This window comes from Paenisporosarcina sp. FSL H8-0542 (genome assembly GCF_038632915.1).
In the GTDB taxonomy this organism is placed as follows: domain Bacteria; phylum Bacillota; class Bacilli; order Bacillales_A; family Planococcaceae; genus Paenisporosarcina.
In genome coordinates, this window is sequence record NZ_CP152050.1 from 909,393 (window position 1) to 922,614 (window position 13,222).

A 13,222-nucleotide genomic window follows, 5' to 3' on the forward strand; every position below is an offset into this window, starting at 1 on the left:
CCCTGAATGTGAAAACTTTCCCAACATTATCGACATTTTTCGACGTTTTTTTCATGTAAACTACTACTAGAGGAATTAAACGAGAGAATATAAAGGGGAGGTGAGTAGGAAATGAAAAATACATCATTGATTTTGATTCAAATTGCTTTGGGCTTTTTTCTTCTAAGAAACAGAAGAAATATCACGAAACCCATACACATAATTGCGTTCGCTTTTTTTACCTTGCTCATGATCTATTCCATTTCAAATCTACTCCCTATTCTTGGTGAAGGTGTAACGGTTGTGAAAAAGCACATCAACACTGAAGTAATCAGATTCTGAAACGAAAAACCATTTGTGTAAATCTGATCCACAAATGGCTGTAGAGGTAATACGAACAATAATATCATCTCGTTTTTGACGTTTTGGATCTTCCACTCCTTTGACTTTGATATCTTTCGTGCCTTTAAACGTAATCGCCTTCATATACCATCCTCCTCAAACGGTGTTCACCGCCTAAAACTTTACCCATATGATTTTTTTCGAAACATTTACAAAAACAACATGTAAAAAGCAAGCAACTCTTTATAAGAGCTACTTGCTAGTGTGTGTGTTTAAACTTTCAATACAAAACTGTCCTATTGAATATGTCCTAGACGTTGTTTCCAAAAAGTTAATTTATCTGCGTTCTAATGGTTTCACGGCAGGACCTTCTAAAACTTCTCCTGTATAAGAGAACCGTGAACCGTGACAAGGGCAGTCCCATGAACGCTCACTGTTATTCCAATGAACATCGCAGCCTAAATGGGTACATGTAGGTTTTACTAAATGTATTTTCCCATGCTCATCTTTATATGCGCCTGTCTTGTGATGATCAATCATGACAATTTTGCCTTCGTCCACCTGTAAATTCTCAAGGGTATCAGAAGGTCTCGTGAATTTTCCTTTTACTAATTCTTTCGCCACATTTGAGTTTACTTTTACAAAGTTTTTCGTATCATGTTGTTTTAGTTTTGATCGAGTAGGTGAGTATAAATCTTTATTGGGATTAAATTTATTTTGGGCAAGATCGGCTAACAATAGACCTGCGGCCGTCCCATTTGTCATACCCCATTTCGCAAAGCCAGTTGCCACAAATACATGAGGCAATCCAGATGTCATTTCGCCGATATAGGGAATACGGTCGAGCGTTTCTAAATCTTGGGCAGACCAATGAGTGTCGATGGACTGGACAGGGAAATGCTGTTTGGCAAATTGTACGAGTGTTTCATAGCGTTCAACGGTAGAATCATCATGAGTAGTATCTTCATACTGCCCGGCTTTGTGACCTTCACCACCGACAATCACGTAGCTTTCTCCTTTATCACCTTTGGCTGTTCGAATTGAACGGGTAGGTTTTTCTACATTGATATACATGCCGTTCATATGCTCATCTGGAACTCTGACACACACCGCGTAGGAGCGTTGCGGCGACAATTTTGAAAAATACAAACCGTCTTTATCGTTAAACGGATAATGACTTGTAACAAGGACTTGCTTGGTCGTGATTTTCATTCCCTCCGTCGTTTCGATAATGATTTCATCATTATGTTTAAGGGAACTTGCTCGGGTTTCTTCGTGAAAAACGACGCCAAGATTCTGTGCTTCTTTAACTAATCTGTTGATATATTTGACAGGGTGAAATTGCGCCTGTTTTGGTAAGGTTAATGTTTCACTTACCGGAAATGGGAGCTCATCCAAGGATATCGATAGTTCACCAGGAATACCAAGCTTGTCATAAGCTGCTTTCTCCGTATGTAATTGGTCAACACCCTGTGTAGTTTGTGCGTACAGAACGGCATCTCGTTCTTCAAAATCACAATCTATGGAAAGCTCGTCTACCCACATTTGTATTTGTTCACGTGCTTGTTGATTTGCATCAAAATATTGGCGTGCCTTGGTCTTTCCGAATGTCTGTATTAACTCATCGTAAATTATTCCGTGCTGTGCGGTTATTTTCGCTGTAGTAAATCCAGTAGTTCCACTGGCGATTTTGCTTCCTTCAATTACGATTACTTTTACGCCTGCCTTAGCGAGGACATATGCTGCAGTCACCCCGGTAATGCCAGCGCCTATAATACATACTTCTGTTGAGACATCCGATTCTATTTGTGGAAATGTTTTGTTTGATCGTACTTTTCTCCAATAGGATTTTGTGAATTTAGGCAATTCAAGTGCACACATAATATAAACCCTCCTGCTCGTAGTTTCTTCATTATTACCCGTTTCCAGAAAATACAATCATGGATGGAAGAATTTGAACTGTAAGGAGGGTTTGAAAATTATATTTCTTCCAAAATAATCATAACCCCGATCAAAATAGGCAAAAGGCAGACAAGGAATAAAATACTCCTAGCAAGCCAAATCGGCAGTTTTTCGAAAAATACTGCAATCAAGATTACGCCAATAAAGAAAAGAATGGAGACTATGATGCTGTCTGATGTAGGAGAGTCTATATAATTCAAATTGACTTTATCACGATCGTATTTGTACACCCAAAAATATATCCCCACTAAGCCTAGAAGAATCAATGCCATTCCACCTAGTATCCAAGCCATAATAAAACCTCCAATTTTCATATAAATAACATACTGCATTAAATTTAAATAATCGATGGGAAAATTATGGTTCAGATTTAAAGGAAAACTCTTACGGATGTCGAAATAGGAATTATGTGACACCTAGGGAGGAAATTAAATGTCAAAACGCAAATTAACTATAGAAGATTTAAATCAATTGGTTTCTGTTACTCAGCCTACTTTAGCACCAAATCAAAAAGAAGCAGTTTTTGTTCATACAAAAATAGACGACAAGGAAAATACATATCAAGCGAATTTATGGCATGTGGAATTGGATTCAAAGAAATTGACACAATGGACACATGGTAAAGAGAAGATTTCTTCTCCTACATATTCCATAGACGGCACGCAGCTTGCATTTTTATCTACTCGTGATGATAAGAATCAACTTTATGTATTGTCCACAAAAGGCGGAGAAGCACGTAAAGTGACTTCATTTGAAGCAGGTGTCAGCAGTTTTGTGTGGTCTCCATGTGGAAAGAAAATATGGTTTTCTGCTTCCTTAAAAGAAGGAAAGAAATTTACTGATGAACCGGATAAAGAGGAAAAGAAAAAACCAGAACCATACGTAGTGGATAAAATGAAGTACAAAATGGACGGTACGGGATTGCTGCCTCAAGACAGTTATAAACATATCGGTGTAATTAATCTTGAAAACGGGGAAGTAACACAATTTACGGAAGGCAATCATTTTTATACGCTACAGTCCGTTTCACACGATGGATCGAAACTGGTCTTCAGTGTCAATCGTTCTGAAAACCAGGATTTCGAATTCCGTCAATCATTGTATTTGGTGGATGTGGAATCGAAGGAAGAAACGGTTGTTATTGAAGAAGATGGTTACTTTGGTGGTGCTGCATTTTCTTTTGATGATTCGAAACTGGCATTTGTCGGTAGCGATGCATCTTTCAAGAACGCAACACATACAGAACTATACGTATATGATATCGAGTCAGGTTCACGCCAAAACCTGACTGAAGGAATTGATGCTCCAGTTGGGGATTATGTCGTAGCAGATACACAACAAGGGGCAAATGCGCCTAACGTTGTATGGACGAAAGATGACCACTTGTATTTCCAAGTATCTACTATGGGGGACGTTCGATTATATGCCGCTTCATTGGAAGGGGAAATGTATCCGGCGACTGGCGACGATGAATATATATATGGCTATGGTGTTGCAAAATCTGGGGAGTTTGCTCTGGTAACGGTGTCCAATCCAACCAGCATTGGCGAACTATATGTACAAACGATTGCGACTGGTGAAAGACAAGCATTAACGACATTCAATGAAACATTTGAAAACGAGGTGGAATTGGTATCACCTGAGGCAATTGTTTATGAAGGTGCAGAAGGATGGAACGTTCATGGTTGGTTAATGAAACCGGCGGACTACGTACAAGGTGAAAAGTATCCATTAATTGTAGAGATTCATGGTGGTCCGCATGCTATGTACGCGAACACTTTTTTCCATGAGCTTCAGCTTTTAGCAGCACAGGGTTATGGCGTTCTGTATGTAAATCCACGTGGCAGTCATGGCTACAGTCAGCTATTCGTTGATGCGGTTCGCGGCGATTATGGCGGCGGTGATTATGAAGACATAATGAAAGGCCTCGATTCGGTACTTGCTGAAAACGACTGGATTGATGAAAATCGTCTTGGAGTAACTGGCGGAAGCTATGGCGGGTTCATGACGAACTGGATTGTCGGTCATACGAATCGCTTTAAAGCGGCGGTCACTCAACGATCGATTTCAAACTGGGTCAGCTTCTTTGGGGTATCTGATATCGGATATTATTTCAACGAATGGCAAATTGGCGCGGATATGACGGATGTTGAAAAACTGTGGAATCATTCCCCTCTGAAGTACGCCAAGAACATCGAGACACCATTATTGATTTTACACAGTGAAAAAGATTTCCGTTGTCCGATTGAGCAGGCAGAGCAACTTTACATTACATTGAAACAAATGAAAAAAGAAGCGGGCTTTGTGCGTTTCCCGGATGCAGATCATAACTTGTCTCGAACGGGTTATCCAAATTTACGCTATGCCCGACTAGAGCAAATTACTGGTTGGTTTGATAAGTATTTATGAGGTGAAATGATTTGATTGAGGCAAGTTCACAGGTCCACTTGCGACCTTTTTATGAAGAGGATTTATGTAGACTATGGGAAATGAGTGCGAAAGAAGAAAATCCCGAATGGAAGAAATGGGATGCACCCTATTATCCATATTCACCAAAAACGTTTGAACAATTTTTATCCGATAAAGATCGTTATCTCAATAAGGAGCATATGTATGGGATTGAAGTGAATGACGAACTAATCGGGATGGTGTCCTATTACTGGGAGCATGAACCTTCTTTATGGCTTGAGATGGGAATCGTCATCTTTAAGCCGGAATATTGGAGCGGAGGCTACGGTGCAGAAGCCTTAAGAAAATGGACGAATCGTCTCTTTAAAACCATGCCGCTTGTACGTGTAGGCTTTACCACGTGGTCCGGTAATTATCGGATGATTCGGGTAGGGGAAAAGCTTGGCATGACGATGGAAGCCCGTATCCGTAAGGTTCGTTACTACAATGGCACATACTATGACTCGATTCGCATGGGCATTTTACGTGAAGAATGGGAAGCACAATCTAAATAATATCAAGACCCCTTTCGCATAATTTGAAAGGGGTCTTTTGGAATTTAGGAGTAGAAATAACGGGTAAACTATGTTATAAATAAGTCAGTTAACCTAATACCAAGTAAACTTATTGGAATAATATATATAAATAAAAAGGAGGATTTACTATGGGACGTGAATTCGTAGATATTTTTGACGAGTGGGTACATTCTTATGATGCATCCGTTTCCGGAAAAGATCCAGAATACCGTGATGTGTTTGAAAAATATGAAGAGATTCTTTCTGCGGTTGCTTCTAAATCATTTGGCACAATTGTTGAATTTGGAACAGGGACTGGAAACTTGACGGCGAAATTAATAGATGCAGGTCATTCTGTTATTGGTATCGAACCAAATAAAGCAATGCGTACGGTAACAGCGAAACGTTTTCCAGAATTAGCAATACTGGATGGGGACTTATTGAAATTTGAAGCACCCGAGAAGGTTGATACATTTGTCAGCTCGTATGTATTTCATCATTTAAAAGATTTAGAGAAAGAAAATGCTTTGGTCACATATGCTACTATATTGCCGGTTGGTGGGAAAATTGTATTTGCAGATACTGTATTTGTTTCAGAAGAAGCAAAACAAGCACAGATTACAAAAGAACGCGCACGTGGTTTTAACAATGTGGCAGATGATTTGGAACGCGAGTACTACACGACGATTCCTGTTTTGACTCAAGCATTTGAAAAAGCTGGCTTTGACGTTCAGTTTGAACAAATGAATGATTATGTGTGGTTAATGGACGCAACTAAAAAATAGACTCTGTTAAACAATGTTGTTGAACTTCAGGGAATCTGTGAAAAAAGCATCTGCTCCTGCGGTTACTCGTCGCAAAGATTAGAACACTGCTCCTGCGGTTACTCGTCGCAAAGATTCCCACCTTCTCAATAAAAATCAACAGTAAAGAGTAAAAAATAAGGAGTGTTTTTGATGAAACAAATGAATGTTGAAAGCTTTAACTTAGATCATACAAAAGTAGTGGCACCTTATGTACGTCTTGCTGGTCGTAAAATGGGCACGAATGGCGACGAAATCCTGAAATATGATATCCGTTTCAAACAACCAAATAAAGAACATATGGAGATGGCAAGTTTGCATTCCATCGAGCATTTAATGGCTGAAAATATTCGCAACCATACAGATCAAGTGGTTGATATGAGTCCAATGGGATGCCAGACTGGATTCTATTTGGCTGTAATCAACCATGACAATTATGAGGAAATCCTAACGATTCTTGAAAAAACGCTGGAAGATGTCCTTCAAGCTACGGAAGTTCCGGCTTGTAACGAAGTCCAATGTGGATGGGCTGCAAATCACAGTCTCGAAGGAGCGAAAGAAATTGCACGCGACATGCTATCGAAGAAAGATGAGTGGCGTAACGTATTTGCGGAGGAAGCATAATGAACGTATACGGCAGCGTACATGAATTAATCGGCAATACACCGGTTGTTGAAATTAAAAATTGTGAAATTCCTAATAATTGCCGTATTTTTGCCAAGCTTGAATTCATGAATCCAGGTGGTAGCGTAAAAGATCGATTAGGCGTTTCTTTATTAAAAGATGCTGAAGAATCGGGAAAACTTCAACCAGGTGGCACTATTATTGAGCCGACCGCTGGCAACACAGGAATCGGTGTGGCTCTTGCCGCCATCGGCAAAGGTTACCAAGTGAAATTTGTGGTCCCGCAAAAGTTCAGTATGGAAAAACAAACTTTGATGCGCGCATTGGGCGCTGAAATTATCAATACACCAACTGAACTTGGAATGAAAGGGGCTATTGAAAAAGCCGCAGAGCTTGTCAAAGAAACACCAGGCGCTTTTTCACCATCTCAATTTTCAAATCCAGCTAATCCTGAAACGTATGTCCATACTTTAGGACCTGAACTTTGGCGTGATTTGGACGGTCAAATTGACGTCTTTGTCGCAGGCGCAGGTTCTGGTGGAACCTTTATGGGAACTGCGAAGTATTTAAAAGGGCAGAATGCAGATATTAAAACAGTGATCGTAGAACCAGAAGGCTCTATTTTAAATGGTGGGGAACCTGGTTCGCATTACACGGAAGGCATCGGTATGGAATTTTTACCAGCCTATATGAACAAAGCATATTTTAATGCTATCCATACGGTTACGGATAAGAATGCTTTTGAAAAACTGCGTGTGCTGGCTAAAGAAGAAGGTCTTCTCGTAGGCAGTTCGTCAGGAGCGGCATTTTATGCTGCACTGGAAGAAGCAAAGGTTGCAAAACCAGACAGCCATATTGTAACTATTTTTGCAGATTCAAGCGAACGTTATTTAAGTCAAAAAGTTTACGAATTATTGAAGGAGGATGAAGCAGAGTGAGACCGAAAACGAAATTAATTCACGCTGGAATAGTAGGAGACGAAACAACGGGTGCCGTTTCTACTCCGATTTACCAGGTAAGCACGTATAAACAGGATGCCGTAGGTGATTTCCGTGGATATGAATATTCACGTACAGGGAATCCGACTCGCCATGCACTTGAAGTTTTAATTAGTGATTTAGAAGGTGGCCATGCAGGCTTCGCTTTCGGGTCAGGAATGGCAGCAATTAGTTCAGTCATGATGCTTTTCAATTCTGGTGATCATATCGTCATGACGGATGATGTATACGGTGGTACATACCGTGTCATGACAAAAGTATTAAACCGTTTCGGAATTGAATCCACGTTTGTTGATTCTTCAAACGCAGCTGAATTTGAAGCGGCAATTAAAGAAAATACAAAAGCGGTCTTTATTGAATCTCCAACCAATCCATTGCTGAAAGTAACGGACATTGCGGAAATTGCACAATTGGCAAAAGTAAAAGGTTTACTGACTATTGTTGATAACACGTTTTTGACTCCTTACTTGCAACAGCCACTTTCACTTGGAGCAGATATTGTGTTGCACAGTGCAACGAAATATATTGGCGGCCATAGTGATGTAGTTGCTGGGTTGGTAGTTGTTGCGACAGAAGAGTTAGCGAAAGACCTACACTTTGTTCAAAACTCAGTAGGGGCAATTTTAGGACCACAAGATTCATGGTTATTGATTCGTGGCTTGAAGACACTCGGAATCCGCATGGAAGAAACAAATTCAAATGCTAAGCGCATTGCTGATTTCCTAGTTGCTCATGAAGCTGTTAGAAACGTGTTCTATCCAGGATTGGAATCACATGCTGGGCACGGCATCATGAAGAAACAGGCATCTGGCTTTGGCGGAATGATTTCATTTGATGTGGGCAGTACTGAAAAAGCCGATCAGCTGATCAAGAAATTAAAATACTTCACACTTGCTGAAAGTCTGGGAGCGGTGGAAAGCTTGATCTCCACCCCGGCACGGATGACGCATGCGTCAATTCCGGCAGAACGCCGCCAAGAACTTGGCATTCTAGACGGCCTTGTTCGTATTTCGGTTGGTATTGAAGACGTTGAAGATTTAATTGAAGATTTAGAGCAAGGGTTAGTTTAATATTCGTAGACATCAGCCACTCCATCGAGATATGGAGTGGTTTTTGTTTGGCTTATGATAAACGATGTTGCTGATAATAAAATAGTCTTTCATCAATAAAAATTAACAGAGCGGTTTGTTTAATGAATTAGATACTATTTATCCTCCTTATGAACATATTCTATAATATGGATAGGAGGTCGCCATGAAAAAAATCAGTTTGGTTCTTTGTTTATTGTGCGTAATCCTTTGCACAATTTTGGGGGTGCGGTATGGTCATATCTTGGCTCAGGATGAAGGGACAATTCGACTTGGTTTGGCAGTTGCAGTTTTGGATGTCACTACACGTGAGTCTGTAAAGTTTCAGGAGACGGAATACGTGAAACGTTATGTTTCTGAATATACGGAAGAGGCGACATTTGACCATGTGAAGAAAATCATGAGTGATCTGGGATGGTCGTATGAAACACAAGAAGGAACGGCCTTATTTTTCAAGAAAAATAAAGATACGATTGTGGTAGAAACCGCCATTTTTATAGACGATTATTTATTATGGGACATGCCTTTAGAAGCTATTGATTCAGAGTGATATTTAATTTCCATTTTTTTCTGGACAGTGAGTGATAACAATTTTATATTTTTATTGAAGTCTATTTAAAACTTTAATCTCTATTTAGGAGTGTTCCCAGTTGTATCATACAATTGTCGTCGGTGCTGGTCAGGCTGGATTAGCTATGAGCTATTTTTTAAAGTCAAATGAGAAGGATTTTCTTGTTCTCGACAAAGGATCATTCATTGGTGAGAGTTGGGTTAATCGATATGACTCATTGGTTCTTTTCACACCACGCCTTTATAATTCCCTTCCAGGCATGATAATGGACGGAGAGCCGCATGGATTGCCGTCGAAAGATGAAGTCAGCCGCTACTTAGCACTGTATGCCAAGAATTATCAATTCCCCGTTCAATTTAATACGGAAGTTCATGGAGTCGTTCAAAATGACGATCAGTCGTTTAAGGTAACGACAAATAATGGTGTTTTTCAAACAAAAAACCTCGTCATGGCAACTGGGCCTTTCCATAACAAGTTTGTTCCTTCAATGTCTAAATCAATTGATGATTATGTTGTTCAATTGCATTCATCCGAGTATCGCAACGAAAGTCAATTGCAGGAAGGCAATGTGTTGGTGGTAGGTGGTGGGAACAGTGGAGCACAAATTGCTGTGGAATTATCGAAATCAAAGAAAACATATTTGGCGGTCAGTAAAAACCCCGATTATATGCCGTTATTCATCATGGGAAAAAGCATTTTTTGGTGGTTGGATAAAGTGGGAATATTAAATGCGTCTTCAAATTCCATGCTAGGTAAATTCATACAGCGAAAAGGCGATTTTATTTTTGGTCACGAGTTGAAAAATGCACTAAAACAAAATCGGGTTGTACTAAAATCAAGGCTCATTGAGTGCAAGGCGAATGAAGTAAGATTCCAAGATGATTCCACCTTACATATACAAAATATCATCTGGTCCACAGGATTCAGATCTGACTACTCTTGTATTCAAATTAATGGAGCCATTAGTGAGAAAAATGAAGTGCTGCATCAACGAGGAATCAGTCCAGTAAAGGGATTGTATTTCTTGGGCTTGCCATGGCAAAGTAAAAGAGGATCCGCTATTCTTCAAGGTGTAGGAGACGATGCGGAATATGTGATGACTTTTTTAAAAGACTGATTCTATTGAAACGTGGTAGTGAAGATACTACCAAAAAGAGCTATTCCAGAGGTAGTGTGAAATCTCTGGAATAGCTCTTTATTATTTCCCTTTAAAGACAGGCTTTCTTTTTTCGCCAAATGCAATCAAGGCTTCAACACGGTCTTCAGTAGGTATCGTTATTTCATAGGCTTTTCGTTCAATGTTCAAGCCTGTATGTAAATCAGCGTTCATGCCGTGTTTAATAGCAAATTTCGCTTGTTGTACGGCAATCGGCCCGTTTGCTAAAATCAGATTGGCAAATTTCCCCGTTTCTTCTAGTAAGCTTCCGCTGGAAACTACTTTTGTTAAAACGCCGTAAGCCAGAGCTTCATCAGCAGTTAAGCGACGTGCAGTTAGGATTAATTCAAGAGCTTTTGCTTCTCCGATCAAGCGTGGTAGGCGCTGTGTACCACCGGCTCCTGGAATAATGGCTAAGCTCGTTTCAGTGAGACCAAGTAATATATTATCTGCTGCAATTCGGAAATCGCATGCTAGTGCAAGTTCCATTCCCCCACCGAATGCGTGACCATTCATCATGGCAATTGTAGGTTGTGGCAAGTTTTCAATCGCTGAAAATACTTCACCGATTTTGTAAATATTGCGTTTTACTTGTTGCTCTGTCAATGTTTTGCGTTCTTTTAAATCTGCACCTACACTAAATGCTTTTTCACCAGAACCTGTGAAAACAACGAGACGAACGTCTGGATTGATGCGAATGGCTTCGGCAACCTGACCAAGTTCACGTAACATATCATAGTTAAAGGCGTTCATAGAGTCCGGACGATTGAGTGTGATGATAGCTAAATTCCCGTTTTGTTCGTAGCGAATGGTGTCCATGGTAAATCCCCCTTATAATGTTCACAATTTTGAAAGTTTTCCCCTTCAAAACATATCACTTTTTGGACGTTGTCGCCATCTCTCTCTATAATGGTAGGCAAAGGAGGCGCTTGAAATGGAACGTTTAGCAATTTATCGAATTTATCGCATTGTCTGGATGTCCGTAAAGTTTTTTACACAAGTAACGCTTTTTCAGCGCCGTTATAAAGGTCGTTTTACACCGGTAATCAACGAAAAATGGGAGCGGCTTGTGACGAGGCAAGCGAAGGAATATAAACGGACCGCACTCAAACTTGGCGGATTAATGATTAAAATGGGACAGTTTTTATCGACACGTGCGGACATAATGCCGCCTTCATTTATTGCAGAGCTAGAAGGGTTGACCGACCGGGTTCCTGCTGTTCCGAGAGAGAAAGCAATTGATCTTCTCGAACAAGAGTGGAATGAAACTCATACGGATATTCTCATGAACCTATCGGATAAACCTGTCGCATCTGCATCGATCGGTGAAGTCTATAAGGGCTCGCTGAAAGACGGGACGCCTGTGGCAGTGAAAATTCAACGCCCGGAAATCGAGCGCATTTTACGTGCTGATTTTCGTGCCATGAAAATTGTGATTTGGCTGGCAAAACGTTTCACGGCTTTTGGCAAACAAATTGATTTCAATCTGTTGTATAGCGAGATGGTCGATACGGTTGGGGCAGAGCTTAATTTTTTACAGGAACTACGTAATGGGCGCAGCTTTGCGGACCGTTTCGAATCAATGCCGGGTGTTCGTTTCCCTGTGTACTATGATGAATTTTCTACGCGTCGCGTTCTGGTGATGGAATGGATTGAAGGTGCCCGTATAACCGACCTTGCATTTATTGATTCTAATGGGATAAACCGTCGCGTTTTATCGGAGCGACTGTTTCGGTTGTTTTTAGAACAAGTGCTGGATGGTGGACAATTCCACGCGGATCCACACGGTGGAAATATCTTAATTAAACCCGATGGCACGATTGTGTTGATTGATTTTGGAATGGTCGGTTCTATCAGTAAAGAGGAAGCGCGTTCCGTGTTAAAAGTCGTTGAAGGTATACTGCTCAAACAGTATGACCAAGTATTGGATGGTCTGGAAGAGTTGAGATTCTTGTTGCCGCAGGCAGACCGCCGTTTACTGGCAGATGCAATTGCCAGAGTGGTTGCAGCGTATGAATCCGAAGAATTGACGCAAATGGACAGTTTTGTCGTCGACCGTTTACTGGATGACTTAAAAGGAATTGTCCGTACGCAACCTGTGCAACTGCCTGCGGAATTCGCCTTTTTCGGGCGGGCAGTTTCGACTTTTATTGGAGTTCTTCATGTTCTGGATCCGAAAGTGGATTTACTTGCTATTGCGCGGCCGCGTGTGCTCGAATGGGCAACAACCCAAAAAGAGGGGGACAAATCATTTTCGAAAGAGGATGCGGTACGCTTTGCATTAAATGCAATCGGACCATTGCGTGCTTTCCCACAAAAAGTAATTACTTTTCTTGATGAACCGACTCGAATGCGGGAATACATGCAAATTCGGGATGCAGAATCCAAAGTGGAACGATTCCAACTGCAAACGCGAATGTTTGCCGGAATCATATCTGTTTTGTCCTTGGCTACAGGGTTTTATGCGGTATGGGATGATCATTCTCCATTAATGGTTACATCCGGATTTTTCTTTATCGCTTCTGCTTGGGTTTATCGAGGGAAATCACATAAATAACGCTGAACCATCTCTTTTTTGAGGTGGTTTTTTTGACGAATATTTCATGTCATCTCACGATCAGGTTAACTTGAAGTGAGACGCAGCAACACTTCCAGCGAAATTCCCCTGATTTCCCACTTGTATTTTTTAAAAATGAGCGTACAATATAAAATACGAACAAACGTTCTTTAAGGAGG

General features: G+C 40.6%; 12 protein-coding genes and 1 pseudogene. 9 read left to right on the forward strand and 4 right to left on the reverse strand.

Features of this window, described 5'->3' with window-relative positions; translation table 11 throughout:
• Nucleotides 1-336: 336 nt before the first annotated feature.
• The 3 genes and pseudogenes from MHH33_RS04875 to MHH33_RS04885 all read right to left on the reverse strand — a co-directional run.
• Nucleotides 337-465 (reverse strand): annotated as a pseudogene (locus tag MHH33_RS04875) (glutathione-dependent formaldehyde dehydrogenase); the annotation flags it as partial.
• 192 nt (nt 466-657) lie between these two features.
• Complete coding sequence (locus MHH33_RS04880; protein ID WP_342543097.1) at nt 658-2,202, reverse strand: FAD-dependent oxidoreductase; 1,545 nt, start codon at nt 2,200-2,202, stop codon at nt 658-660.
• A gap of 98 nt (nt 2,203-2,300) precedes the next feature.
• Nucleotides 2,301-2,576: a hypothetical protein gene (locus MHH33_RS04885; protein WP_342543098.1), complete on the reverse strand. Its 276-nt coding sequence runs from the start codon at nt 2,574-2,576 to the stop codon at nt 2,301-2,303.
• Between the two features lie 139 nt (nt 2,577-2,715).
• On the opposite strand from MHH33_RS04885, the gene MHH33_RS04890 reads away from it, so the two are divergent.
• The 8 genes from MHH33_RS04890 to MHH33_RS04925 all read left to right on the forward strand — a co-directional run bounded on the left by MHH33_RS04890 (nt 2,716) and on the right by MHH33_RS04925 (nt 10,447).
• Entirely contained in the window at nt 2,716-4,692 is a 1,977-nt protein-coding gene (locus MHH33_RS04890) for a S9 family peptidase (RefSeq protein ID WP_342543099.1), read from the forward strand.
• 11 nt (nt 4,693-4,703) lie between these two features.
• Nucleotides 4,704-5,246, forward strand: a complete 543-nt coding sequence (locus tag MHH33_RS04895; protein ID WP_342543100.1) for a GNAT family protein — start codon at nt 4,704-4,706, stop codon at nt 5,244-5,246.
• 149 nt (nt 5,247-5,395) lie between these two features.
• On the forward strand, nt 5,396-6,031 hold the full coding sequence (locus MHH33_RS04900; RefSeq protein ID WP_016429119.1) for a class I SAM-dependent methyltransferase: 636 nt from the start codon (nt 5,396-5,398) through the stop codon (nt 6,029-6,031).
• A gap of 171 nt (nt 6,032-6,202) precedes the next feature.
• A complete protein-coding gene (locus MHH33_RS04905) occupies nt 6,203-6,673 on the forward strand; it encodes an S-ribosylhomocysteine lyase (protein ID WP_342543101.1) in 471 nt (156 codons plus the stop codon).
• Entirely contained in the window at nt 6,673-7,611 is a 939-nt protein-coding gene (locus MHH33_RS04910) for a cysteine synthase family protein (protein WP_342543102.1), read from the forward strand. Before MHH33_RS04905 ends, MHH33_RS04910 begins: the two co-directional genes overlap by 1 nt.
• Entirely contained in the window at nt 7,608-8,741 is a 1,134-nt protein-coding gene (locus MHH33_RS04915) for a bifunctional cystathionine gamma-lyase/homocysteine desulfhydrase (RefSeq protein ID WP_342543103.1), read from the forward strand. The genes MHH33_RS04910 and MHH33_RS04915 overlap by 4 nt, the downstream gene beginning before the upstream one ends.
• Nucleotides 8,742-8,925: 184 nt before the next feature.
• Nucleotides 8,926-9,309: a hypothetical protein gene (locus tag MHH33_RS04920; RefSeq protein WP_342543104.1), complete on the forward strand. Its 384-nt coding sequence runs from the start codon at nt 8,926-8,928 to the stop codon at nt 9,307-9,309.
• Nucleotides 9,310-9,409: 100 nt separating this feature from the next.
• A complete protein-coding gene (locus MHH33_RS04925; protein WP_016429114.1) occupies nt 9,410-10,447 on the forward strand; it encodes an NAD(P)/FAD-dependent oxidoreductase in 1,038 nt (345 codons plus the stop codon).
• 81 nt (nt 10,448-10,528) lie between these two features.
• Here MHH33_RS04925 and MHH33_RS04930 read toward each other — a convergent pair whose 3' ends face one another.
• The gene (locus MHH33_RS04930) at nt 10,529-11,305 is read right to left on the reverse strand and encodes an enoyl-CoA hydratase-related protein (RefSeq protein ID WP_016429113.1); all 777 of its coding nucleotides are present in this window, start codon (nt 11,303-11,305) and stop codon (nt 10,529-10,531) included.
• Nucleotides 11,306-11,420: 115 nt separating this feature from the next.
• Here MHH33_RS04930 and MHH33_RS04935 point away from each other — a divergent pair, with 115 nt between their 5' ends.
• Nucleotides 11,421-13,043 (forward strand): AarF/UbiB family protein, encoded by a 1,623-nt coding sequence (locus tag MHH33_RS04935; protein WP_016429112.1) that lies wholly within the window; start codon nt 11,421-11,423, stop codon nt 13,041-13,043.
• Nucleotides 13,044-13,222 lie beyond the last annotated feature (179 nt).